This is a genomic window from Paenibacillus zanthoxyli JH29 (assembly GCF_000520715.1).
Classification (GTDB): Bacteria; Bacillota; Bacilli; order Paenibacillales; family Paenibacillaceae; genus Paenibacillus_AQ; species Paenibacillus_AQ zanthoxyli.
In genome coordinates this window covers 19188-41928 of record NZ_ASSD01000088.1, presented here as the reverse complement: position 1 = coordinate 41928, position 22741 = coordinate 19188, and the positions used below count along the sequence as shown (strand labels likewise).

The 22741-nt window shown below is 49.4% G+C and carries 29 protein-coding genes; 11 read left to right on the top strand and 18 right to left on the bottom strand.

The features are described from left to right. Positions 1–52 precede the first annotated feature (52 nt). On the top strand, positions 53–589 hold the full coding sequence (locus L691_RS27715; RefSeq protein ID WP_051459289.1) for a substrate-binding domain-containing protein: 537 nt from the start codon (positions 53–55) through the stop codon (positions 587–589). A gap of 92 nt (positions 590–681) precedes the next feature. On the opposite strand, the gene L691_RS0103480 is transcribed toward L691_RS27715, so the two are convergent. Beyond that, positions 682–1152, bottom strand: coding sequence for a C40 family peptidase (locus L691_RS0103480; protein WP_025688818.1), 471 nt, complete (start codon positions 1150–1152; stop codon positions 682–684). Between the two features lie 372 nt (positions 1153–1524). On the opposite strand from L691_RS0103480, the gene L691_RS0103475 reads away from it, so the two are divergent. The 5 genes from L691_RS0103475 to L691_RS0103455 all read left to right on the top strand — a co-directional run bounded on the left by L691_RS0103475 (position 1525) and on the right by L691_RS0103455 (position 5818). Continuing rightward, a complete protein-coding gene (locus L691_RS0103475; protein WP_025688817.1) occupies positions 1525–2622 on the top strand; it encodes a Fe(3+) ABC transporter substrate-binding protein in 1098 nt (365 codons plus the stop codon). A gap of 87 nt (positions 2623–2709) precedes the next feature. Further along, positions 2710–4275, top strand: coding sequence for an ABC transporter permease (locus L691_RS0103470; protein ID WP_456320003.1), 1566 nt, complete (start codon positions 2710–2712; stop codon positions 4273–4275). Next, a complete protein-coding gene (locus L691_RS0103465) occupies positions 4272–4952 on the top strand; it encodes an ABC transporter ATP-binding protein (protein WP_025688815.1) in 681 nt (226 codons plus the stop codon). Before L691_RS0103470 ends, L691_RS0103465 begins: the two co-directional genes overlap by 4 nt. Positions 4953–5088: 136 nt before the next feature. Beyond that, positions 5089–5478, top strand: a complete 390-nt coding sequence (locus tag L691_RS0103460; RefSeq protein ID WP_025688814.1) for a hypothetical protein — start codon at positions 5089–5091, stop codon at positions 5476–5478. Then, the gene (locus L691_RS0103455) at positions 5471–5818 is read left to right on the top strand and encodes a hypothetical protein (RefSeq protein WP_025688813.1); all 348 of its coding nucleotides are present in this window, start codon (positions 5471–5473) and stop codon (positions 5816–5818) included. The genes L691_RS0103460 and L691_RS0103455 overlap by 8 nt, the downstream gene beginning before the upstream one ends. Positions 5819–5960: 142 nt before the next feature. Here L691_RS0103455 and L691_RS0103445 read toward each other — a convergent pair whose 3' ends face one another. Beyond that, on the bottom strand, positions 5961–6437 hold the full coding sequence (locus tag L691_RS0103445; RefSeq protein ID WP_025688812.1) for an IS110 family transposase: 477 nt from the start codon (positions 6435–6437) through the stop codon (positions 5961–5963). Positions 6438–6715: 278 nt separating this feature from the next. On the opposite strand from L691_RS0103445, the gene L691_RS0103440 reads away from it, so the two are divergent. Next, positions 6716–7816 (top strand): glycerol dehydrogenase, encoded by a 1101-nt coding sequence (locus L691_RS0103440; RefSeq protein ID WP_025688811.1) that lies wholly within the window; start codon positions 6716–6718, stop codon positions 7814–7816. A gap of 57 nt (positions 7817–7873) precedes the next feature. Here the strand turns inward: L691_RS0103440 and L691_RS0103435 are convergent, their stop codons facing one another. The 3 genes from L691_RS0103435 to L691_RS0103425 form a co-directional block, all read right to left on the bottom strand. Then, positions 7874–8074 carry a hypothetical protein gene (locus tag L691_RS0103435; protein WP_025688810.1) on the bottom strand — a complete coding sequence of 67 codons (201 nt, stop codon included), beginning with the start codon at positions 8072–8074 and terminating at the stop codon, positions 7874–7876. Between the two features lie 69 nt (positions 8075–8143). Next, on the bottom strand, positions 8144–8851 hold the full coding sequence (locus tag L691_RS0103430; protein ID WP_025688809.1) for a response regulator transcription factor: 708 nt from the start codon (positions 8849–8851) through the stop codon (positions 8144–8146). 21 nt (positions 8852–8872) lie between these two features. Further along, positions 8873–9064 carry a DUF2933 domain-containing protein gene (locus L691_RS0103425; protein WP_025688808.1) on the bottom strand — a complete coding sequence of 64 codons (192 nt, stop codon included), beginning with the start codon at positions 9062–9064 and terminating at the stop codon, positions 8873–8875. A 136-nt stretch (positions 9065–9200) separates the two neighbouring features. Here L691_RS0103425 and L691_RS0103420 point away from each other — a divergent pair, with 136 nt between their 5' ends. Further along, positions 9201–9782, top strand: a complete 582-nt coding sequence (locus L691_RS0103420) for a hypothetical protein (protein ID WP_025688806.1) — start codon at positions 9201–9203, stop codon at positions 9780–9782. A 35-nt stretch (positions 9783–9817) separates the two neighbouring features. Next, the gene (locus tag L691_RS0103415; protein WP_025688804.1) at positions 9818–10441 is read left to right on the top strand and encodes a class I SAM-dependent methyltransferase; all 624 of its coding nucleotides are present in this window, start codon (positions 9818–9820) and stop codon (positions 10439–10441) included. 56 nt (positions 10442–10497) lie between these two features. Here the strand turns inward: L691_RS0103415 and L691_RS31025 are convergent, their stop codons facing one another. The 13 genes from L691_RS31025 to L691_RS0103350 form a co-directional block, all read right to left on the bottom strand. Then, positions 10498–10614: a hypothetical protein gene (locus L691_RS31025; protein ID WP_084653790.1), complete on the bottom strand. Its 117-nt coding sequence runs from the start codon at positions 10612–10614 to the stop codon at positions 10498–10500. Positions 10615–10665: 51 nt separating this feature from the next. Continuing rightward, complete coding sequence (locus tag L691_RS0103410; RefSeq protein WP_025688803.1) at positions 10666–10848, bottom strand: hypothetical protein; 183 nt, start codon at positions 10846–10848, stop codon at positions 10666–10668. 15 nt (positions 10849–10863) lie between these two features. Beyond that, positions 10864–11349: a hypothetical protein gene (locus L691_RS0103405; RefSeq protein WP_156934147.1), complete on the bottom strand. Its 486-nt coding sequence runs from the start codon at positions 11347–11349 to the stop codon at positions 10864–10866. 170 nt (positions 11350–11519) lie between these two features. Further along, complete coding sequence (locus tag L691_RS0103400) at positions 11520–11900, bottom strand: hypothetical protein (RefSeq protein ID WP_025688800.1); 381 nt, start codon at positions 11898–11900, stop codon at positions 11520–11522. 3 nt (positions 11901–11903) lie between these two features. After that, positions 11904–12203, bottom strand: a complete 300-nt coding sequence (locus tag L691_RS0103395; protein WP_025688799.1) for a hypothetical protein — start codon at positions 12201–12203, stop codon at positions 11904–11906. Positions 12204–12227: 24 nt separating this feature from the next. Continuing rightward, complete coding sequence (locus L691_RS0103390) at positions 12228–12692, bottom strand: cytochrome b/b6 domain-containing protein (protein ID WP_025688797.1); 465 nt, start codon at positions 12690–12692, stop codon at positions 12228–12230. Continuing rightward, positions 12682–13221, bottom strand: a complete 540-nt coding sequence (locus L691_RS0103385) for a hypothetical protein (protein WP_025688796.1) — start codon at positions 13219–13221, stop codon at positions 12682–12684. The genes L691_RS0103390 and L691_RS0103385 overlap by 11 nt, the downstream gene beginning before the upstream one ends. 23 nt (positions 13222–13244) lie before the next feature. After that, complete coding sequence (locus L691_RS0103380) at positions 13245–14183, bottom strand: hypothetical protein (RefSeq protein ID WP_025688795.1); 939 nt, start codon at positions 14181–14183, stop codon at positions 13245–13247. Between the two features lie 641 nt (positions 14184–14824). After that, positions 14825–16330 (bottom strand): glycoside hydrolase family 32 protein, encoded by a 1506-nt coding sequence (locus L691_RS0103375; RefSeq protein WP_025688794.1) that lies wholly within the window; start codon positions 16328–16330, stop codon positions 14825–14827. Positions 16331–16388: 58 nt separating this feature from the next. Beyond that, entirely contained in the window at positions 16389–17741 is a 1353-nt protein-coding gene (locus L691_RS0103370) for a glycoside hydrolase family 172 protein (RefSeq protein ID WP_025688792.1), read from the bottom strand. An 88-nt stretch (positions 17742–17829) separates the two neighbouring features. Continuing rightward, on the bottom strand, positions 17830–18723 hold the full coding sequence (locus tag L691_RS0103365) for a carbohydrate ABC transporter permease (RefSeq protein WP_025688790.1): 894 nt from the start codon (positions 18721–18723) through the stop codon (positions 17830–17832). 12 nt (positions 18724–18735) lie between these two features. After that, on the bottom strand, positions 18736–19611 hold the full coding sequence (locus L691_RS0103360) for a carbohydrate ABC transporter permease (protein WP_025688788.1): 876 nt from the start codon (positions 19609–19611) through the stop codon (positions 18736–18738). A 178-nt stretch (positions 19612–19789) separates the two neighbouring features. Beyond that, positions 19790–21094 carry an ABC transporter substrate-binding protein gene (locus L691_RS0103350; RefSeq protein WP_025688787.1) on the bottom strand — a complete coding sequence of 435 codons (1305 nt, stop codon included), beginning with the start codon at positions 21092–21094 and terminating at the stop codon, positions 19790–19792. A gap of 181 nt (positions 21095–21275) precedes the next feature. Between L691_RS0103350 and L691_RS0103345 the strand changes: the two genes are divergently transcribed. Both L691_RS0103345 and L691_RS0103340 read left to right on the top strand, forming a co-directional pair. After that, positions 21276–22145: an AraC family transcriptional regulator gene (locus L691_RS0103345; protein ID WP_025688786.1), complete on the top strand. Its 870-nt coding sequence runs from the start codon at positions 21276–21278 to the stop codon at positions 22143–22145. A 152-nt stretch (positions 22146–22297) separates the two neighbouring features. Then, on the top strand, positions 22298–22678 hold the full coding sequence (locus L691_RS0103340) for an SET domain-containing protein (protein ID WP_025688784.1): 381 nt from the start codon (positions 22298–22300) through the stop codon (positions 22676–22678). The last annotated feature ends 63 nt before the right edge of the window (positions 22679–22741 follow it).

Genomic DNA, 22741 nt, shown 5'->3' with positions numbered 1-22741 from the left:
CGAAAGTAACCATCGCTAAAAAAACGAAAAAGGCCTCCAAATCTTTGGTAGAATGGTGTTTACCAGAACAACATCACCCAAAGAGAGGAGACTGCTGCCCGGGCACCGGTGCGTCATCGTTAATCTGGTGTTCCGCAATCAGGGATTCTATGTCGCTCCCGGCAACCCGAAGAATATGCGCTCCTGGGAGAGTCTATTTAAACCGGGAATCGTCATGGCTAACCGGGAAAAAGGTTCGGGCACCCGCATCATGCTGGACGAATGGCTGCGTAGTATGAACGCGGATGCTCATTCCATTCAGGGCTACGGGCATGAAGAGATGAGCCATATCGCCGTGGCCAGCGCTGTCGCGCGGGGAATTGCCGATGTGGGGATCGGCACGGAGAAAGCGGCGCAGCAGGTGTCCGGCGTCGATTTCATTCCGCTCAAGAAGGAGCGGTATGATCTGGTCTTTTACAAGGAGGATATGGACAAGCCGCATTTCCAGACGCTTCTGGCAACTCTGCGGTCTCCCGAATTCAAGCATGAAGTAAGCGGGCTCGGCGGGTATGATTTTTCAAGCTGCGGAGAGATTGTCGGAGAGGTGTGACCGGGAGAATCCGGAACTTGAACAAGACCGGGATTCCCGTGGAATTTAAAAAGGACAAGCCCGGTGAAATGCCAAAGGCTTGTCCTTATTTTCTATTCACTAACCATCTTAGAATAACTCTGCTCATCAACCACCCGGCGGGCGGTAACATAACGGTCCTGGTAATACGAATCGGACAGCTTGCTTATTCTGACTCCCTTGCGGCTGGATGAGTGAGCAAACTGACCATCGCCTATGTAGATTCCTGCATGGGAAATCCCCTTGCCGAACGTATCAAAAAACACCAAATCACCGGCACGCAGATCGTCTTTGGCCACTGAAGTTCCAATCCTAGCCTGGGACTGGGAGGTGCGCGGCAGATCATCAACATCAAATTTTTTTAATACATACAGGATAAATCCGGAACAATCAAAACCTGAGGTTGTAGTGCCGCCATATTGGTAAGGTGTCCCCAAAACCTGGTTCACGACACTCGCAAGCTTAACTTCACTTGCATATGTACTGGGTGCGGCGGAAGTAAATATAGCAGCGGCTGCTATCAGCGATAGGATGACTTTCTTCAGAGTTGTTCTCCCTTTCTATGCCTGCGGCGTTAGCTGAGGGCTTCAATTAGTTAATATTTTGTAACTATTAATACTTTAATCTATGGAAAACAAGACTGTCAATCTCTTTGTAAGCTCGTTTTTTATAAGGAAAACGGCACTGTCCAGGCATATGTTCATTTCGTTAAAAAGAACAAAATTGTAAACTATATCCCCCTAACCCCAGGATGTGGAATTCCGTTGGCGAGATTGTGACGAAAATGTGCTTATTTAAAATCACTATAATAAATTCTAAAACATTTAAAGTTAATCTTATTGACATAAAGAAAGTACTGAAGTTATCATGTTGCTAATTGAGAATAATAATCATTATCTTTAGGGGGATGCTTGAACATGATGAAGCGTAAATTCTTTGCTCCATTGCTTACGGGAGTACTTGCTGCCGGTCTGTTGGCCGGATGCGGAGCGAACAAGGCGAGTGAAGCCGGTGGTGCGGCGAATACAGAAGCGACGGTTAAGCCGAGCGCACAGGCAACGGAACAAGCAGTGAATATCTATACCGCCCGGAACTATGATGTGGACGCGCTGCTGTATAAGAAATTTACGGAAGAAACCGGAATCAAAGTGAACGTGATCGAAGGCAAGGCGGAGGAACTGATTGAGCGCATGAAGCGTGAAGGCGAAAGCACGCAGGCCGACCTGTTCCTTACCGTCGACGGCGGCGTGTTGAACAATGCCAAGCAGGCTGGACTTCTTCAGCCGGTCACTTCGGCAACGATCGACCAGAATGTTCCGAAAGAGCTGCGCGACCCGGATAATCAATGGATTGGACTCTCCACCCGCGCCCGCGTCATCGTCTACTCCAAGGATCGCGTAAAGCCGGAGCAGCTCTCCACCTATGAGGACCTGACCAGCCCGGCCTGGAAAGGCAAAGTGCTTGTCCGTCCTGCCGCAAGTTTGTACAACCAGTCCCTGCTGTCCTCCTTCATTGAATTGAACGGTGAAGAAAAAGCGGAAGAATGGTCCAAGGGTCTTGTCGCCAACCTAGCTCGTACCCCGGAAGGCAACGACCGCGATCAAGCTAAGGCAATTGTCGCCGGTGTAGGCGATGTGGCGCTGATGAATACTTACTACGTGGGCCTGCTGATCAATTCGGATGATCCGGAAGAAGTGAAGGTCGGAAAAAGCATCGGCGTCTTCTTCCCGAACCAGAAAACGACAGGCACCCATGTGAATATCAGCGGCGCGGCTGTAACCAAGTACAGTAAGAACAAGGACAACGCTGTCAAGCTGATCGAATTCCTGACTGGCGCCGAAGCGCAGACGATGGTTACCAATGAAAACTTCGAGTTCCCAGTCAATGCCAAAGCCGAGCTACCCGAGCTGCTCAAATCCTGGGGAACGTTCAAAACGCAGCAAATTGACTTCAACAAATTGGGCGCTCATAATGCCAAAGCGATTGAAATCATGAACAAAACAGGTTGGAAATAACATATGCATCTAAACACAGTTAAGGTACAGATAAAAAGACGCCTTAGCGGTTGGCGAATCGTAAGCTTGGCGGGGGCGGCAGTTATTTTGCTGCCCATTCTTTTTGTACTGCTCTCGATCTTTAATCCGCCGAATGACAATTGGGTTCAAATCAGGCAGTACCTCGTAAAAGATTATATCGCCCAGACGGTTCAGCTGACGCTGACGGTTGCCGTGCTGACAGCATTGCTCGGGGTAACGCTGGCCTGGCTTACGGCGGTCTATGATTTTCCGGGAAAACGGTTCTTAAGGTGGGCGCTGGTTCTTCCTTTAGCCATTCCTCCATACATTGCCGCTTTTACATACAGCACGATGTTCAGCTACACCGGCGTTGTCCAGACAACGCTTCGGAACCGGTTCGGGATTGTTCCCAATCAGGAGCTGATTACCATCTCCTCCATGCGGGGCGCTGTTCTTGTATTCACCTTGTTTTTGTTTCCTTATGTATACCTGATTACTAAATCGTTTCTGGAAAAACAGAGTGCTTCATATATTGAGAACGCCCGGCTGCTCGGAAGGAACGGCCTGTCGATATTCCTGCGAATTGCGCTTCCTTTGTCCCGGCCGGCGCTTGCCGGTAGTGTAAGCCTGGTGATATTTGAGGTGCTGAGCGATTACGGGGTAACGAGCTATTTTGGCCTACAGACCGTCTCCACAGCGATCTTCCAGACCTGGTTCGGGATGTATGATGCGGATTCGGCGATGCGCCTTGCCGCCTGGCTCATGATTATTGTCCTCGGCTTGTTCCTGGTCGAAATGCTGCTGCGCAAAAGGCGCGCTTACAGTTCGACGACGAGTAAATCGAGACCGCTTGTGCCGAGGCGTTTAACGGGAGTTCGCGGGTGGACGGCTAGCCTGTTCTGTATGATCGTTTGGTGTGCGGCGTTTTTGTTCCCGCTTCTGCAGTTAATCGTATGGGCGGGCTGGACGTTTGACAGCATGTGGAACGCAGGGTTGTTCCGGCTGATCTACCAAACCCTGTTCGTGGCTGTCGTCTCCACCTTGATCATCATGATTTTTTCGCTGATTGCCGCAGCGGCGAACCGGACACGTTCCACGGTATCATTTGTCCTTTCTAAGGCGGTAACCGCCGGATATTCGATGCCCGGGGCTATTATCGCCATCGGTGTGCTGGTTGTTTTTTTGAAGCTGGATAAACTCTGGGCGGCCTTCCATCATCAGCTCACGCTTGGGGGAATCCCTCTGGTGCTCAGCCTGACTCTCGCGATGCTGATCGCGGGGTATGTGATCCGGTTTATGGCTACGGGGTACAACGCCGTGGAAGTCGGGTTTGAGAAAATGGGCCGAAAATTTACGGAAGCGTCCCGCATGCTGGGGCACGGAATGACCCGTACTTTTTTCAAAGTGGATCTGCCTTTAATCAAAGGGGCGGTGATGAGCGGATGCATCCTGACTTTTGTGGAAATTTGCAAGGAGCTGCCGCTGGCCTTGATCCTTAGACCCTTCAATTTCGAGACCCTGGCTACAAAAGCTTACCGGTATGCGAGCGATGAACAGATTTTCGAGGCGTCCATTCCCTCTTTGCTTATCATTGGCATCAGCTTGATCTCGGTTTACGTTATGCATCATTTAGACAGGAGGTGGGAGCAATGAGTATCGTAGACATCCGTAATTTATCCTTCTCTTATGAGCGGGGCAAGTCCCCGGTGATCGACCGGTTCTCCTGTTCCATTGAAAAAGGGGATATCGTCGGGATCGTAGGCGCAAGCGGTAACGGAAAAAGCACACTGCTGCGGCTGATCGCGGGTCTGGAGATCCCCTCGGGCGGGGAGATTCGGATCAATGGGGCTCCCGTTGTGAATAAAGGCTGCTACATCCAGCCGGAGCGGCGGGGCGTCGGCATGGTGTTCCAGGACTACGCCCTGTTCCCTCATATGACCGTCCGCAAAAATATCGAGTTCGCCCTGCACCGTCTCCCCCGCAAAGAGCGGGCTAAACGGCTGGAAGACATGCTCGGTCTAGTCCAGCTCGGCGAATTCAAGGATCGTTACCCGCATGAGCTGAGCGGCGGACAGCAGCAGAGGGTAGCGCTCGCCCGGGCGCTGGCGCAGAAGCCGGCCGTTCTGCTGATGGATGAGCCCTTCAGCAACCTCGATGCGGGACTGAAGGACGCGATCCGTTCCGAGCTGCGGACGATTTTGAAGAAAGCGCAGATGACCTGCCTGTTCGTCACCCATGACCAGCAGGATGTCGAGGCGATCAGCGACCGGTCGATTCATCTGGGTCCGGGGTCTGATTTAAACGTACGGGTGCTGACCTGCAAAGCTTAGGGAAGCGGCATCATAATATGATAACACCAAAAAGTGTAGTTGAGCCGCATGGCATTCTTGGATTCATAATAGGCGTGAGTTCTCTCCGATGATATAATGGAGATAATCTATTCCCCGTAACAGGATGATGCTTATTATGAACTTGGTTGATAAAAAGAAGAAGGCCGCGGAGCTTGTAGCCTTGATGAAGCAGAATGATCCCATATGGAAGCCGGGTTCAGATCAGCATCACTTGAAGCGGAGAAAGCGTAAGGGTCATCTTCCGGATGACTTTACGATGGACAACTATAACAGCTTGATTCGAAAGCTATGTACGTCCGATGAGCATGAAGCCTATGTGTATCACCTGCAGGGCTTTGATCAGGATTATTATGTGTTCGGTGACGGGGTTTATTGGATCGCTATCATTGGAGAGAATGGAGTACTGGAGACAGCATTTCCGCCGGATTCCTACTCCAATTACTTGGCCCCGGAAGATGGCTATCAATTATTAGGAACAATCAAGGAGGTGCTCCGATATGTTTAGGCAAAATGATATTGACCATTATGGGATGGATGTGAAAGACTTGGATGCCAGCCCCTTTGAAATGGTCGAGATGCTCCGGCTGCGGAGCAAGATTCATTCGTATTTCCGAGAATTGACCGACGAAGAGAAGCTGGAAGTTAATCGATATGATTTGATCCTCCTGTCTAACGTCAAGGGATTCTACGATAAACTGAAGCTCATTCATGACTTTCAGAATAGCAATAAGCCAGAAGACGAGTGGTGGTGGCATTTGCATAACGTGGTAAGGGCCTTCTACAAAAGGAGTTTCTCCATTAGCTTTGCAGACCCCCACGGGGATTTGATAGTTAACATGGTATAAATTAGATAGAGGCCAAATTCCACGTCGGGTGGGGTTGGCTTTTTTTACTTATATAGCTTCCGACCAATCCCTTTCTCCAGGATATCGACCTCCGCTTCCGGGAACTTTGCCGAAAGTTCCTGCATCCGCTTCTCCAGGTGCTTTAGCTGTTCTTGAAAGGAAAGAATCGCAGTTTAGTTCCTCTCGCTCTCTTGGACTGCAAGGGATTGACGATGCAGTGCGGAATCCCCTCCTGAACCAAGATGGTTACAAGTCCTCCATGATAATGCCCGGTCGCCTCCAAAATAACCATGGGCATTTGGCCGCTCTGTTCGTGTAACCGCTCTGCACATGCTTGTAGCTTTCCAAACCCTTTCGCATCATGAATCATGACCTCGGTTTTCCCTAACGCTTCGTTCCGCCCTGTAAAGGCTTGAAACACACTGCTTCCCTTCGACACATCCACTCCAATTACCGGTTCTATGTTTTCTCTACTCTTGATGTATTCGCCGGCACTCCCACGATAGTTCCAAACCCATAGCTTCGCTTGTGATGCGGGATCTATTGCCCCTACCAGCTCAATCATGGTCATTGGAGGCAGTGGGAGAACAGTTTTTCGTTCGTGGTTTATCCCCCTCAAAGCCCCTCGTTCTCCCGGCTACCGCCATCTTAATGCACCTATTAAAAAAATTTATACTTTCTTATCTTTTTATAAAACTGTCGCCCTCATCAGAGTTCGGCAGTTTTTTTGTTATGATTCCAGCTGGATGGAACCCAAAACTGAAAAATGGTACATTTTGTGACAAATATATTAATTTGTAGAAAAAATATATAACACAATAATTGCCAGATCAATTGGTAAGTTTTATAATAAAAAATGTTTAAATACACAAAATTGAATTGAAAGGATTGGTAACCATGACATCATTTGTACGATCTATCACTTCACCCAAAAAGTTTATTTGCGGAAATAGTTTGCTTGCCCATTTGAATGAACACATCCAAAGCTTCGGCGACAACGCCTATGTCATTTGCGACGAGTTCATCCTGGAGCGCGCAAAGAACGAAGCAGGCGCATCCATTGCTGCGGCGGGCAATAAGGCAACGTTTGAAAAATTCAACTATGAATGCACCAAGGAAGAAATTGAGCTTCATCGTGAGCTGTCCCGTAAAGCCGGGGCCAATATTATCGTGGGAATCGGCGGGGGAAAAACGCTGGATACCGCAAAAGCAACGGCCTATTACGAAAAATTACCGGTTGTTATTTTTCCTACTCTGGCATCGACAGACGCCCCTTGTACGGCCCTGTCCGTCATTTACAAGAAAGACGGCTCCTTTGACGAATACCTCTTCCTGCCGAGTAATCCGGATATTGTGCTTGCCGATACAGGCATCTTGTCGGCTGCGCCGGCACGGTTCTTTGCCGCAGGCATCGGCGATGCGCTCGCAACCTATTTTGAAGCCCGCGCTTGCTATGCCGCAAATGGCGATAACCTTGTGCTCATGAAGCCTTCCACGACAGGGCTCGGCATCGCCAAAATGTGCTATGAAACGCTGCTTCAGCATGCGGTTAAGGCACAACGCGCTGTCGAGCAAAAGGTGTATACCCGCGCGGTTGCAGAAACGATCGAAGCAACGATTTATTTGAGCGGAGTCGGGGCGGAATCTGGCGGCCTGGCGGCCGCACATGCCATTCACAACGGGATGACAGCTGTGCATTCACTACATAGAGCCCAGCATGGCGAGAAAGTAACCTTTGGCCTTCTAGCCCAACTTGTGCTTGAGAATGCGCCGCTCGATGAGCTCGAAACGGTCATTAAGCTGGTTAAGGATGTAGGTCTGCCTTTGACGCTCGAAGATCTGGGATGCACGGAATTCATCGAATCCGAATGGCGTCAGGTAGCGGAAACTGCTTGCGCGGAAGGGGATACCATGGGCAATATGCCGTTCCCAGTCGAACCGGAGGATGTCTATAACGCGATTGTCACAGCCAACGCGATTGCCAAAACGTATAAATAAGAACTGAACGTCCAAAAGAGGCCCTTCCAGCCATTTGGCCGGCTTTAAGGGCCTCTTTCAACGTTTTTTCCTCTGACGAATCCAGCTTGCCAGCAGAAATATAAGTGCGATAAGCATTACAGCGCAGATTAAGAACGTTTTGATGTAACCGCCAACATGCATTAGAGCATCGCTTTGGTAAGATAGCGCAGGTATGGCCATGCACGTTATACCCATCCCTATGAACAGAATGGCAATCAGCCATTCTATTTTTTTCATGTGCTCCCCTCCCCATACCCTGATTGCAGGGCACACCGGATTTCAAGGCAATCCGCTACGGCTGGTTTCTCAATCCTGTTCTCCGGAAACATAGAACTTATAGCCAACTCCCCACACCGTTTGAATAGGATTGTAGGTCATTCCCGCTCTCTGCAGTTTTTCACGTATATTCTTGATATGGGTATCCACCACCCGGACTTCGCCCTCGTAGTCATATCCCCATAACCTTTCGACGAGCTCCTCCCTGCTGAAGGCGCGCTGCCTGCTTTGGGCTAATACAGCCAGCAGATCGAACTCTTTCGGGGTAAACTCAATCAATTCATCTTGAATCCGAACCTCCCGCGCGTCGGGGAATATGGTCATTTGCGGAAATTCCAGCACCCACTGCTGAGGCAGCAAAGTCTGTGTAATCGTGGATCTGCGGATTAACGAATATATTCGGGCCAGGAGCTCTTCCGAATCAAACGGCTTGGTTAAATAATCGTCCGCACCTATCCCCAATCCATGAATCTTATCCTTGGTTTCAGTACGCGCCGTCAGCATTAATATCGGAACCGTTTCCGTTTCTCTAATCGCCTTGCATACTTGCCAGCCATCCATATCAGGCATCATGACATCGAGCAAAATAATATCAAAGGAATGCTTCTTGACCATGGATAACGCCTCCAGCCCTGTAGACGCCTCCTGAATCTGGAATCCTTCCTTCATCAGATAAATCCGGAGCAGATTCCTCATATTCCATTCATCATCCACAATCAGCACTTGAAGCTTCGGCACAATGCCCACCTTCTTCGTTCTCTATGATTTCAAGCTCTGTATTTCTTTGCGCATCAGCTCATTTTGTGCCTTCAATTCCGTCAGTTCTTCCTGAAGCTGTTCTGTCGTCACCTGCTTCTTATGGCTTCCATGGTGATGTCCGCCACGCATTCCAAACATCATAAATATCATCATTAACGGACAAATCAGCGTCAGCAGCCAAGACCAATTCATAATAAATGCCTCCCATACGCTTTGTATTTATACCCTTATTGTAAGGAGTGATTATGGAGAAAATATGTTGAAAAAATGAGGTATCCATGTACTTGGGCTCATACAATAAAACATAAACAAGCAGGGGGTTGTACTCATGTCCAACTGGATAATCGCAGCCATCTTCTATACTTTTATTATGGGCTGGTCGTTTGGCTTTATTTATCGCTTCCGTTCCGCCGTAACGGGCACAATTGCAATGATTTCGCCAATGGCAAACGGGATGATTGCTGGCTTTGGCAGCGGGACGATCATTGGCGCGGGGGTTTCATCGGACATCTTCCTGTCAATGTTATACAGTGTGCTAATCGGCATTCTCGCAGGAGGGATCATCGGCTCGATTATCCATATCGGAGCATTTCTGAACGGGGCACTATCCGGCATGATGGCCGGGTTGATGGGGGCGATGCTCATTGTTATGCTGCCTTCGTCCGAGTGGAATCGAGTGATTTTTATTTTTATGGCCGTTAGCGGTTTCCTTCAATTTGTTCACACTCTGATGCTCCAAGGTCAGATCGAGGAATCCGTTCTGAAACGCTCCGCTTGGATCTTTCGTACTCCATTCCTTATGTATCTGGCTATTGCTGCTTTCATTTTTCTTTACTCTACCGGCAGTTCACCCGATACAATAATTCCTAGCCCTAAGCATCCAAACCATTCTATGATGAACATGAAATAATTCCCGTTGACAAGTAGCAGGAGGAGTCATGAAGCATGAAAACAAATAGATCTGACACTATTAGAAAACGATATGACCGGATATCGGGAATCTTTGATTTAATGGACCGGATGATCAAAAAAGAATGGCGAACTGAACTGCTTAATAGTGTGGACGGTGAGGTATTGGAGGTAGGCGTGGGAACTGGAGCCAATTTGTCCTATTACCCGGCTCACACAGCGGGCGTTACCGGTATTGATTTCAGTCCGGGCATGCTTCGCTATGCCCAACCAAAAGCAATCCACGCTCCATTTCCGGTAACCCTGTTGGAGATGGACGCCCAGCATATGACTTTTCCCGATAATTCATTTGATTATGTTATAGCGACCTGCGTCTTTTGTTCTGTGCCTGATCCTGTAGCCGGTTTACTGGAAATCCGAAGAGTATGCAAGCCGGGCGGCAAGGTGCTTCTGCTGGAGCATATGCGCAGCGAGCAGCCGTTTGCAGGATTGTTAATGGATGTGTTCAATCCAATTACAGTCAGACTCTGGGGAGCTAACATCAACCGCAGAACGCTGCAAAATATTGAAAAAGCAGGTTTTATCATTGAGGAGAACGTAACCTTGATGGGCTCCATCGTCCGCAGACTCGTGTTAAATCCGAATAAACCGTATGATTAATACGCCGCTTAAAACAGGAAACCGAAGGCTAATTGGCCTCCGGTTTTTGTTATCCTCTATTCCGGTTTATTCGCTTTATTAGAAGGAGGAGCGTAAGCGGGCTTATAATCGGTGTACACCAATTGTTGCGCCATTCCTCCCGCGGCATGGTGAAGCTCATGGCAGTGAATCATCCAGTTTCCGGGATTATCGGCCTTGAAAGCGACAACGATTTTATCGCCGGTTTAACTAGAACGGTATCCTTCATGATCGTACTTTCCACCTTCACTGCCAGGTGCAGCTGTATTGGTCATGGCATGGGAACTATGGTTCATCGGTTGGTTTGTTTCAGTGATAAAGATACCGGCTGCCGTCCCGCCGATGATCAAGGCCAAGAAGAACAATACAATAAGTGTTTTATTGCTCAAGCCTCATACCTCCAGTTACATCATTCCCATTCCGCCGCCGCTGCTGCTATTCATATTATTCATGCTGCCGCCGTTATTCATATTGTTCATGCCGCCGTTGTTCATGTTGCTGCCGCCGCCCATATTCATCATGTCCATGTCATCCATCATACCGCCCGAGCCGCCCATGCTGCCGGACGATCCCATACCGCCCGAATTGCCCATATTCATATTGGACTGCCCGCCGTTCATGTACTGCTGCTGCATCCGCATCATATCCTGCTGCAATTGGTTCATACGCTGCATCATTTCATTCATTTGATCCATCGATCCGGCGCCGCCCATTGTCCCCTGCATGGTCGCTCCGACTCCGGCCGTTCCGTTAACATGAGCATTATGCAGATTATTCGTTGACGTAGTAGAACCAGCGTTTGCAGGATTCGTTACATTAAGCAGTACTACAGAGATAATTAAACCGACGAACGAGAAAATTGCCAATTTCAACCAACCATTCGTTTTCATTATTGATATTCCTCCAATTGTGCCCGTTGTTTTACTTCCTTTTTGTTCGCTTGCACCGCTAATATAGCCATACGTTTTTTTTAACAGATAATAAACCGCAAAGAGCAAACCAACGACGAGAAGAATCAGCAGAGATGCCATATACAAGTTTCCAAAGGCTCCGAGAACATTCAATTTGTTTTCCTCCGTTTGCTTGAGTTCGGCCATACGATGGCAAGAAATAAGGCCCCCGCCAGAATTACAGGCAATGTAAACAGAAGTAATCCTGTTGTTATCAGATGGATGGCATATAGTGTTCCTGATTGGTCATGGTGACCAGCATGCTCGCCATTGCCTGATAATGCTTCCGGACTCTCTATTGTACCGATTGTGAACAGGTCGGGAATGGTCGCAGAATCCAAAATCTCATTGCTCATCATGACTGCCATGGAAGCATCCATTTGCGCCGCATTTTCTGCCCGATTGCTCCAGGAAAGCGCCAGCACTAGCACGATGATAACTGCAAACACGGAGCTGAGCTGCCAGAACGGACGTTTTTGTTTGTTGAACATGGGTTACACCTTTCTTCTGCACCGTACGTAGACGCCGCCTGCAATGCTGATCGCTAATAGAGGGAATGCGAATTGAACGCTCTCATACACCAACCTTTGTACATTTGCATCTTCCTTCACTTGCATTGACAAGCCCATCAAGGAGGTTTCCATGGCCTTCATCATCCCCATCATGAAGTTCATAGTCTCCTGCTCCGTCGGTCCGAAGCGGAACATCGAGATCACTATTGCGCCAAAAGCAAAGAAAAATGAGGCAGTCACATACCAGGTAAACAGCTTAAACCATTTTTTCTGCATCCACATGACAAAGGCCCCTCCCTTCTTCGATCATCTTGCCTTCCGTTCCTTGTTCTTAGGCCACTTTAATGCATGGGACTTCATATAGATGTGCCAGATCACGCTCGCAACTGCCAGATAAGTCAATTTTTCATGAATCCATAGTGTAAAAGCCGTTGCGGCGTGGTTGCTGTCCATGAAAAGCCAGATCACAGCCCCGGTAACAATAAAAATCAGAGTGGTAATGAAGGTAAAGAGTCCATAACCGGATGGGCCGAACACAAGCCATGGCTTTTTGGTCTTATCCCGTCTTAGGATACGAATAATTTCGTAGAGGATGACAATCACGGTCAGCAAGACATACACAACCGCAGCCAAACGGTGTACGATATCCGCCGTCGCAATATCATACTGCATCACCCAACCATATTTCGCTCCCGCCATTGCAATTCCGCTCAGTGCCAAGATGGAGAACACAAGCGCCCATAGCCAGTGAAGGATAAAATCAAACTTCATTACCTGGCGCTTCCTCGTTTTGATCGGATTTCACTTCATTTCCCGCTGGAAGTACTGCCCCATTAGAAGAGGCGACAGGAGTCTTATTGATATTGTCCTTCACATAACTGTACAAGAACGCAATCAACGCTACTACAAACAGAACGGTCAGCAGTTTTATAAAAAAGGTCAATATTCCCGCAACGCTCCAAGCGGATACAAACCCGATCCGGTTCGGATTAAATCCGCCGTTCATCAAAATGCCCAGCAGATACAAAATGATGATTACCCCGATAAACGTGGATGCCAGCACAAAAATCGTTTTCAACATCGGATCATTGCTAATCACCTGTTTTCCTTTGTTATAGGACTCTTTGAAGTATGTGTTCTTAAGCCATACGGTAAGTCCGACAACAAGACTGATGACCAAAGCCACCAACAGCAGTTGAGTTACAGCCGAGAGTATTCCGCTGATGACGCTCCCTGTGCCTCCATAAGCCCCCATATTCATTGAGCCTTGAACATTTCCGGACATATCCATATCCATCATTTCTTGTTTCTCCTCCTTCTAAGTCAAAAGTTCTCTTCCGAGTTAGCCGGTTCCGGCCGGGGTACGGCCAGGCTTCGAATCATTCCAATGATTCCGACCGCCAGCAAAACAATGAAGAATACGGCAATCAACGTCATAAGCCCGGGAACTTGAATGCCCTTAATGCTGAATCCGTTGGATTGGCTCTGGGAAACTGCATTGGATGCTTCTCCGGCAGAGAGATTCCGGGCCTGTACAACGGTTTGTTCCATTTCATTGTTGACCCACCGGTTCAGGCTATCCATTTCCATAACGGTTTGTGCCATTTGATAAATGGCTTTGTTCGCTTGCTGGATATCACTGAGCCCACTATAAGCTGCTGCTTGTGCTCCCGAGACGTTGGACAGGAACAAATCTTTGGCATCATTGAGCTTCAGATATACGCTGTTAAGCGTCGTCCGGCTCTGAACCAGCAAATTGTAGCGGTTAACATACGTCTGATACGTTGGACTGGCTGATTCGGTCGATCCGGTCTGAGATTTTAGCGTTTGATCCAGCTGATTTAACAGATATACACTTTCAGACAAAATATAAATGCCCTTCTGATTGTTCTGAACCTGTACCGGATGCTGTACTTCCGCCTGACCGCCGGTTCCGCCTGATCCATTGTTACCATAAGTAGCTGCACTCGCCGGGATAGCATAAGGGTATTCCGACATCAAATCCGCCATCTGCTTAACCGTTTGATTCGCGCTCGATACTTTCTCCTGCAGCGCATCCAAAGGATTCACATCCATATTCGAAGTCGTCTCTGCTTGCTGCATGGCAGCGTGCTGGCTGTGCGCGCTTGTTTCATTTGCCGCGGCTCCAAAGTTATTCCAAGATATGAGACCGCTCTTTGAAACGAACCATCCGATATAGCCAAGGCCGGATAAAATAATGATGATGAGAACAAAACCAATAATGCTCCGAATGGTTTTCAAAACATGCTCACCTCCTTTTTATGTAGAGTACATCGATGTCTTGTTTGCAGCTCAAGAATACCAATTCACTTTGGGGAAAGTATGAAGAAACCATGAGGAAAGAATGTTTTTCAAGATAATTAAAACGCACAGCTGCCGCGCAAGTTCCGCATTATAATTCGGAGTATGGTTTTTCAAGTCTCATTATGGAGGAAAATGATTTTAAAGGGTCTCCGCTTGAATTTGTACTGGCGGCGATATGTGAACAGAAGCAAATATTTGACTAAGGCTGCATGATTTATCGTTATCGCTCGGAAATCACAATTGCCGGCTTTACCTGATTTGCCCCGATAACCGGGAAAAAGAAGTCCAAGCTCAGTTGCTCCGCCCATCACTGCGACAGGAGAACGTCCATCCCATTTCCTATATTTTGTTCTCCGATCTTCGCTGCGATTGTGACGCCATGTGCAAATACGGAAGCTCCCCTTTGACGTTCTCGATCACATATCAAAGATTTGCGCTGCCCCTAGTGATAAAGGAGCTCAATTACCACGTTAATGTGATGCGCTGCCAAGCGCACAGCAGCCCGCCTTCCTTATCGGGAAAGCGGGCTGACTGCGCTAATGTCACAAAGTGAGATCGTTACTGGAATATGATGCCGATTACCACGCCGACCGCAGCTTCCAGACATCCAGCGACGCGAGATTGACACTGCCCCCGCTTGCGAAGACTTCCAGCATGACATTAGCGGGCTCGGGATAGATATTATTGGTCATGGCGGTACGATACTGATCGGTATAAACCTCTACTGCACAGGTATCGACAAAAATATGCAGCCTGAGCGGCTCTTCCCCCGTTCTCTCCAGAACCGCTGACCGGACGCCTTCGCTCCAACCATCGGAGCGGGTGCGGTCAAAACGCAGTGCGCCGGTCTTCGTATTATACACAAGCAGCGTCTGCTGTTCGCTGTCACCTGCGCCTCTCAGCACGAATCCGATTTCTTCGGCGGTGCAGTTGGACATCTCGAACTCCGCCTTAATCTCCAGGCAGTCGCTGCCCACATACCGGGGGATCACCGGAACTCCCGGTGTGACCGCGGTCTGCTCAATATGGTAATGCTCCCTGCGCAGAACCTTCAATTCCTTGACTGGCATAAACTTCAGCCGGCCGTCGCTGTCCAGCTCCACAGTGCGCGGCGCCGACATGGCGCCGCACCAGTGGTTTTCAGCGGTCGGTCCGAAGTCTTTGAACCACGGCATCCAGTCCCAGGCGTTCAGCCAAGCGATGATGATCCGTCTGCCTTGGCCGTCCAGGAAGGACTGCGGAGCGTAGTATTCGAAGCCGTGATCCACATCGCCCATCGTGTCCCAGGTGAAGCGGCCGGTCTCATAGTCCATGTCTCCGACCAGATAGATGGTCTTGCGTTCCCCCATGCCCATCGGCGAGAACATGAGCACATAGCGGCCATCCAGAGGGAAGAAATCCGGGCACTCCCACATCGTCCCCATCGTTCCGTCGCTTTCGGCCAGCACGCCAATGTAGTTCCATTCGCGAAGATCCGGCGATTTGTAAAGCAGGGCCTTTCCAATGTCGTCTTTACTGGAGCCAACGACCATGTACCACGTTCCGTCATGCTTCCACACTTTCGGGTCGCGGAAATCAGCGGAGCCGTCCTCCGGCGGACCGGCAATGACCGGGTTTCGCTCGTATTTCTCAAAGGTGATTCCGTCCTGGCTGGTGGCGAGACATTGAGATTGGATCAGAGCGCCATCTTTAATGATCGTCCCCGTATAGAGGACGGACAGAACACCATTGTCGTCCACCGCGCTGCCCGAAAAGACGCCTCCCCGCTCATCCAGATCATAAGGCTCGCTTGGGGCGAGCGCGATCGGCAGATGCTCCCAGTGGACGAGATCCTTACTTTTGGCATGGCCCCAGTGCATGGCTCCCCATTTGGCGGCGTAAGGATAATGCTGATAGAACAGATGATATTCACCTTTGTAAAAAATCAGGCCGTTCGGATCGTTAATCCAATAGGCCGGGGCCATAAAATGATATTTCAGCCGGCTGGGGTCCTTGCCGACAATGTCCTTGATCCTGGAAATGGACTGTTCCGCTTTCAACAACGCTTCCCGATGCAATAACGCTCCTTGTGTTGGCAGCTCCACCGTTATCCCTCCCAATTGGTAATCTGGAGCCTGCAAAGGCTCCGCCCAACCTTCTCTTTTATTTAGACAAGAATGAATCTCGCACGCTCTTGCTTTGCAGGATATTGCCTTCGGAATGCCAGGACACCCGGTCCGTTTTTTTCTGAACCTGCTCTTCGCGTCCTTTGGCATAGCCGTCCATTCGTTCTTCGGCCAGCCTGTAGGACTCCTCCATCTCTTCGTTCAGGATGGCCTTCTTAAGCTCGCCGGGGCTCGGGAATTGCGGCATCCGCTGAATCCGCTCTTCCACCGGCAGAATGCCGAACGGCTTGGAAGGCAGAGTCTGATACCAGTAAGCGGTCGACGACCAGTCGTCGGACAGGTGATTGGCATGGCCGTGCTCAATCGTCACCTTCAGGCTCTCCGAGAAATGAACCGGGTCGGTGATATGGAACCGGTAAGATACCTGGTAGCCCGGCACATCGCTCTCATGCACAATGGAGCCGTGGAACGGGAACGCATTCTTTTGCATCCCCCAGGCATGGTTGAAATAGTCCTCGGCGCCCGTGCCGACGATGCTTGGCAGCTTCTCTCCGTCGATAAAGATCATATCGTCCCCCTCGCCCCACCAGCTGCCCTGGAAATGAGTAACGGAGAGGTTGCAGCCGATATAGTGGCCTTTGCCTTCCGCCTCCAGAATGACGTAGTTGCCCTCACCGTCCAGATTGGCGACCCGGTTGACCTCCGGCGTATTCACCTGAAGATCCGGCCCCCAGCCGTCGCATGGATTCTCGCGCCGCCACTGCGCATGGAAATAAGCGGTATCATCCCCAAGCGGCTGCTTGTACAGCTCATAATCGATATGGAAGTACAAGCCGAACGGCACATCGTTCTCGTTAATGATCTCAATCTTGGCCCGTTTGTTGAACGGCATCGGCAGATAGCAGTTGACCGAAGCGACGCCGCCGAATTTGAACTGCTCCTCCGGCTTCACCGACACGGTAAACGGAAGGGAGGCGAAGTTGCCGGGCATGGAATGGCCGATGCAGAAGAAATCGCCGTACGGCACAAGCACGCTTGGATGAGACTCATCGTCCCAGGTCATGCGGATCAGCACCTTGCGGTACCAGGCCGGATCGGCCGATTCCCAGGTGACGCCGAGCGCGTTGTGAATCTCGTTAACAGGCGCGATATTACCGCCCCACTCGGGATGCATTACGCTTGGACCATGTACCCGGCGGCAGAATGAGGTCATCCAGATATGATTGATGCTGCCCGGTCCGTCCATATCGCCAAGCACGACGGTGCCGCCGGCCGGAATCATCCAATAGTCCTGATTTCGCCCGTCCTGATCCCAGCTCGATACGCGCGCCGAGCGCACCTCCTTCACCTGGGTTAATTGACCTAGCAAGTTCAACGATTGAGTATGCATGCGTGATTTCTCCTTTGCGATAAATAAATTTTCTATATTAAAAGAGTTGTTGCCGCAGGTTGTTAGCACGCACCCGGCAGGCTGCCGGTTAACCCTTTACGGCCCCGGCTGTCATGCCTTCGATAATGAATCTTTGAAAGACGGCGAAGAACACCAGCTGCGGAATAATGAGCAGCGTGCTCGCCGCAATGATGCCGCCGTAATCAATGTTAAAGCGGCCCTTGAACTGGGAAATGCCAAGCGAGATCGTGGTCATCGTCTCATCGCTGATTAAGGTGACCGCGAATGGGAACTCATTCCAGATATACAGCATGTTAAAAATAAACACCGTAGCGACCACCGGCATAATAATCGGGAATACGACCGACCTGCCCAGCGTAAGGAGACCGCTTCCGTCGATAATCGCCGCTTCCTCTACCTCTCTCGGAAATCCGCAGAGAAAGCCGGTAAACAGCAGCGTATTGAAGGAAATCGAAGTCGCGATATAGGGAATGATTAGCGAAGCGTACGTATTGAGCAGCCCGAAGGATAGGGTCAGCCGGTATACCGGGAACAGCAGGATGAACGCGGGTATGGCTAATCCGGCCAGCAGGAAAGCGGTTACGGACCGTCTCAAGCGTTCGGAGCGAAACACCATCCGCGTCAAGGCATAAGAGCTCATAAACGTAATCAAGACTTCGATTACGATGGTGATGACAGCGATGATGAACGTATTTTTATACAGCAGTCCCATATTCAGCGTCGTAAGCGCCCGCTCGTAATTGTCAAAGCTCAGCGTCTCGGGCAGGCTAAACGGATTATTCAGAATGTCGCTGTTCGTCTTGAACGACAGCAGAAGCATCCATAGGAAAGGAAACAACATCAGCAGGGTGATGATGTAAGCTAAGACGGTCATACCCGCATTGCCGCTTATACGCCCCTTTTTCATACGTTTCGCTTCCTTCGCAACAGAGCTTGTCGTAGCACCGGATATAGAATTCATCAGGCTCTCCCCCTATTCCTCAATGCTCTTTCTGCTCAAGCTCATATAGACCAGGGAAAAGATCAAGGTCAGCAGAAAGGTAACGGTGGCGATGGCCATGCCGTAACCATACTCGCCCGAGGTAAAGGTTACATTGTACATGTAGGTAACCATGACCTCGGATAGATGGTTGGGTCCTCCGTTCGTCAGCAGCAGCACGGTTTCAAAGATTTTGAATACGCCTGTAATGATCAGAATGACATTAATCTTGACCGTTTCGTTCATCATCGGAATGGTGATCCTGAACATCTGCTGGACCTTGCTGGCCCCATCCATGGAGCTGGATTCGTAGACATCCCTTGGAATCATCTTGAGTCCGGCCAGGAAAATGGTTGCCAGAAATCCGATCATCTGCCAAGTAAACACAATGCCGATCGAATACGGGGTCAAAGTCTTCCCACCAATCCAGGACAGGGCGAACTGCCCGAGACCCAGCTTGGTCAAAATCACGTTGATCATCCCCATCTGCGGGTCGAGAATAAACACCCAGATGAGGCCCACCAGGATCGGAGCGACAATGCTGGGGGCGAAATTCAGCGCTTTTACGGCATTGCCTCCTTTAACCTTTACGTTAAGCAGCAGGGCGAGCAGGAAAGCTCCCGGCAGGAGCAGCAGCAAGGCGACGGCCAGAACAATCAGCGTATTCTTAAGCGATATCCAGAATAGAGAATCATTCAAAAGCCTGTTGAAATTATCCAATCCGATAAATCTCGCCGCCCCGATTCCCGTATACTCGGTCAGACTATAATAGAAGGAAATCAGTACAGGCATGATGATGTAGCCTAAATAGACAATCAGCGTGGGGATCAGCATGAAAAAAATGGTTCTTCTTTTACTGAGCCAAATCATCTTTTTCTCCCCCAGACCTGTAAAATGGCTTCGGATCGCATGGAGCTCGCCGCTGCAAGAAGTAAGAGGATCAGCGCTCCCAGAGCAAAGCTTCTAATCATGACATCAACCGCCTTTCCGAAGGTTTATTTGGCTGCCGCCAGGCACCTGAATGAAGGCAGCAGCCGATGCTTTCCTGTTACTTCGCCACTTTCTGGTCGATCAGATCGAGCGCTTGTTCCGGTTTGTAAATGCCGTTGATGACGCCATAAATGCTGTCGTTAAGCTGGTTGGCCACCGCTTCGCTCACCACCAGGTCGGGCTGCGCCTTTGGCCGCTCCCATCCCGGCTCATTCAGCTTGCTGATGACTTCCGCGTATACCGGATATTTCGCCTTGTCCACAGTTCCCGTATACTTCACGACCGGCGGCGCCTCATTCTCGGCCATCACCGCCGCGCCTTCCTGGCTGTAAAAGAAAGCGAAAAACTTCTGAACCGCATCATACTTGGCCGGGTCATCCTTCACTTTCGCGCTTGCGACCAGCGGAGCTGCGGCGACAGCCATGGCAATTTTCTGGTTGCCGACGCCGTCGGAGAAGGTCGGGCCCCAGGAGAAGCCTGCCGTCTTGGCAATCGGACTGCCTTCAATCTTCTTCGTCTCCCACACACCGGCATCCAGCATGGCGGCCTTGCCTCCGGTAAACATTTCGACCGCCTGAAAATACGACAGCGTCGAGACATTTTCCGGGAAAGCCCCGTTCACCCGCAGCTCGTCAATCTTGTTGAATAGCTTCAAAAAGTCGGGATTGTTGAATTTCTCTTTGCCGCTCTCAATATCGGCGATTTTGTCAAAGAATCCATACCGGGTCAGCATGCCGAGGAAAGCCCATGTGCTGAACGTATCCTTCGAGCCTTTCGCAATGGTAACGACATTGTTCGCTTTGAACACTTTTGCCGCCGCCAGCAGCTCCTCATATGTTTCCGGCACTTTGACTTTGTATTGATCGAACAATGCCTTGTTGTACCATAACCCGGTCACGAGCGCCTGATAAGGCAGCCCGAACTGCTTACCCCCATCCTGGTAATCGCTTACCATTTGGGAATCAATGCCTGCGGCAACCTCCGGGTTGCTCTTCAGGAAATCGGTCAAGTCCAGCAGTAATCCCGCCTTATTCATTTCCTTGGCCGGAGCCGGCAGCATCCAGAAAATATCCGGAAGATTGCCCGACTGGGACATCATTTTCATTTTCTTGACATGCTCCTGGGTTTCCGCACCCGTAAGATCGATCTTGATATCAGGGTATTTCTCCTGGAACTTTTGAATGATGCCATACATATAAGGTTCTTGTTCTTTGACGTTGGCTACGTGCATGGCGATCGATAACGTAACCGGACCCGCCCCCGATGAAGCGTTTTCATTTTTAGGGGTGGAATTGCTGCCGCAGGCCGCCAAACTGAGAATTAACAAACATGCCATCAGAATAATCGAAAATCTGTTCTTCATGGTTTGTATATCCCCCTCTGGATCGTTATTCTTCAAAGATGGCAAATATTGCTTATGCCTTTGAAGTACATCTTTATCGTAACCCTATTTTTAAGCCGCGTATTTAGCATGGCTTATTTTTTATTTATCATTTCTTGCTTTTGTGATACGCTTTCATTAAAGGGGAAAGGAGTTGATCATCATGATTCTGCACCAAATTTCGCCTTACATTCGTGTAGCGATGGATAATATTGTTGAAGGTTCTTGGGTCATAAAAGAGAGACAGCTGTTCGATTATGAGCTGCTGTATATTATGGAGGGCAAGGTGATCGTGACGATCGAGGATACGGTCTATGAAGGGGTTCGCGGCGATATTTTTCTGTTCCGTCCCAAGCAGCGGCATAAAATTAAGAAGGTCGGCAAACAGAGACTCCGCCAACCTCATATCCATTTCGACTTCTTCTATACGGAGGACAGCGAGAAGGTGAAAGTGTCGTTTCGGCCGATTGAAGAAATCGAATCCGAGGAATTGGCTTATTTCCGCCCGGATATTATCGATGAAATGCCCGTTCCCTTATCCAGCCACCTCCGGCTGAAGAATCCGGTGTTTATTGAAAAAATGCTGCTGGACATCATCTACGAGTACGAAACGAAAATGCCTTTTTACGAGTTCAAAGTTAAAGGCTTATTCATTCAGTTGTGGACTCAACTGCTCCGCGAAAATTATTGGAGCCTCAACTCCCATGTCGAAACCAACATGCATACCCTGATGCACATTAAACAATATCTGATGCACAATACGAACCGCAAAGTCAGCCTGGATGAAATCGCAAGAATGTCCGGAATCAGCAAGCACTATCTGGTCCGCCTGTTTCAGCAAGCTTTCGGCATGAGTCCCATTCAGTATCATCAGCTCATGCGCGCGCACGCGGCCCGGCACATGATCCAGTTCACCGCCGACCCGCTGACCATCATCGCCGAGAACATGGGGTTCTCCAGCATCCACGCGTTCAGCCGCTTTTTCAAAACCGTCGAAGGCAAAAGCCCTTCTTATTACCGGCGGAAGGGTTAACAGAACAATCCTGTGTGGGTTATTCAGCTCTCGTTTCCCGTTAATGACTCTTCTGCTTGCCGTACTGCCGAGAGTAAGTTAAAATTATTCCTTAAACGTGATCAAATGGTCAATAGGATTCAATACACTAAAGAACGTGCAGGTGACAAATTATGATTGAGATAAAAATTTCCAAACTTAGCAATGGGGAGTTCAACAGAGGATTATTTGCAACACGGGATATCGAAAAGGGTGAACTTATACATGAAGCACCGGTCATTCCTTATCCTAATGAAGATCATGAGTTCATAGAGAAAACAATACTTTCAGATTATGTATTTGAGTATGGCGCTAACCACACTGCCGTCCTTTTAGGATATGGCAGTTTGTTTAACCATTCATACACCCCTAACGCCACGTATGATATTAACTTTAAGAATCACACATTTGACTTCTATGCGTATACGGAGATAAATGCAGGGGATGAGATACTAATCAATTATAACGGTGATGTTGATTGCGATGACCCTCTATGGTTTACTGAGACGGATTGAAAATACGAGCTATAGAACGAGGCCGTGTCCCTGCAGTATAACTGCATGGAACACGGCCTTTAT

Excerpts from the sequence above, each read along its gene's own strand:
- L691_RS0103370 (WP_025688792.1), bottom strand. The coding sequence starts at position 17,741 with ATGCATACTCAATCGTTGAACTTGCTAGGTCAATTAACCCAGGTGAAG.
- L691_RS0103340 (WP_025688784.1), top strand. The coding sequence starts at position 22,298 with ATGATTGAGATAAAAATTTCCAAACTTAGCAATGGGGAGTTCAACAGA.
- L691_RS0103345 (WP_025688786.1), top strand. The coding sequence starts at position 21,276 with ATGATTCTGCACCAAATTTCGCCTTACATTCGTGTAGCGATGGATAAT.
- L691_RS0103440 (WP_025688811.1), top strand. The coding sequence starts at position 6,716 with ATGACATCATTTGTACGATCTATCACTTCACCCAAAAAGTTTATTTGC.
- L691_RS0103460 (WP_025688814.1), top strand. The coding sequence starts at position 5,089 with ATGAACTTGGTTGATAAAAAGAAGAAGGCCGCGGAGCTTGTAGCCTTG.
- L691_RS27715 (WP_051459289.1), top strand. The coding sequence starts at position 53 with ATGGTGTTTACCAGAACAACATCACCCAAAGAGAGGAGACTGCTGCCC.
- L691_RS0103420 (WP_025688806.1), top strand. The coding sequence starts at position 9,201 with ATGTCCAACTGGATAATCGCAGCCATCTTCTATACTTTTATTATGGGC.
- L691_RS0103455 (WP_025688813.1), top strand. The coding sequence starts at position 5,471 with ATGTTTAGGCAAAATGATATTGACCATTATGGGATGGATGTGAAAGAC.
- L691_RS0103465 (WP_025688815.1), top strand. The coding sequence starts at position 4,272 with ATGAGTATCGTAGACATCCGTAATTTATCCTTCTCTTATGAGCGGGGC.
- L691_RS0103400 (WP_025688800.1), bottom strand. The coding sequence starts at position 11,900 with ATGTTCAACAAACAAAAACGTCCGTTCTGGCAGCTCAGCTCCGTGTTT.
- L691_RS0103405 (WP_156934147.1), bottom strand. The coding sequence starts at position 11,349 with ATGAAAACGAATGGTTGGTTGAAATTGGCAATTTTCTCGTTCGTCGGT.
- L691_RS0103395 (WP_025688799.1), bottom strand. The coding sequence starts at position 12,203 with ATGTGGATGCAGAAAAAATGGTTTAAGCTGTTTACCTGGTATGTGACT.
- L691_RS0103350 (WP_025688787.1), bottom strand. The coding sequence starts at position 21,094 with ATGAAGAACAGATTTTCGATTATTCTGATGGCATGTTTGTTAATTCTC.
- L691_RS0103385 (WP_025688796.1), bottom strand. The coding sequence starts at position 13,221 with ATGATGGATATGGATATGTCCGGAAATGTTCAAGGCTCAATGAATATG.
- L691_RS0103365 (WP_025688790.1), bottom strand. The coding sequence starts at position 18,723 with ATGAATTCTATATCCGGTGCTACGACAAGCTCTGTTGCGAAGGAAGCG.
- L691_RS0103435 (WP_025688810.1), bottom strand. The coding sequence starts at position 8,074 with ATGAAAAAAATAGAATGGCTGATTGCCATTCTGTTCATAGGGATGGGT.
- L691_RS31025 (WP_084653790.1), bottom strand. The coding sequence starts at position 10,614 with ATGATTCACTGCCATGAGCTTCACCATGCCGCGGGAGGAATGGCGCAA.
- L691_RS0103475 (WP_025688817.1), top strand. The coding sequence starts at position 1,525 with ATGATGAAGCGTAAATTCTTTGCTCCATTGCTTACGGGAGTACTTGCT.
- L691_RS0103360 (WP_025688788.1), bottom strand. The coding sequence starts at position 19,611 with ATGATTTGGCTCAGTAAAAGAAGAACCATTTTTTTCATGCTGATCCCC.
- L691_RS0103425 (WP_025688808.1), bottom strand. The coding sequence starts at position 9,064 with ATGAATTGGTCTTGGCTGCTGACGCTGATTTGTCCGTTAATGATGATA.
- L691_RS0103390 (WP_025688797.1), bottom strand. The coding sequence starts at position 12,692 with ATGAAGTTTGATTTTATCCTTCACTGGCTATGGGCGCTTGTGTTCTCC.
- L691_RS0103415 (WP_025688804.1), top strand. The coding sequence starts at position 9,818 with ATGAAAACAAATAGATCTGACACTATTAGAAAACGATATGACCGGATA.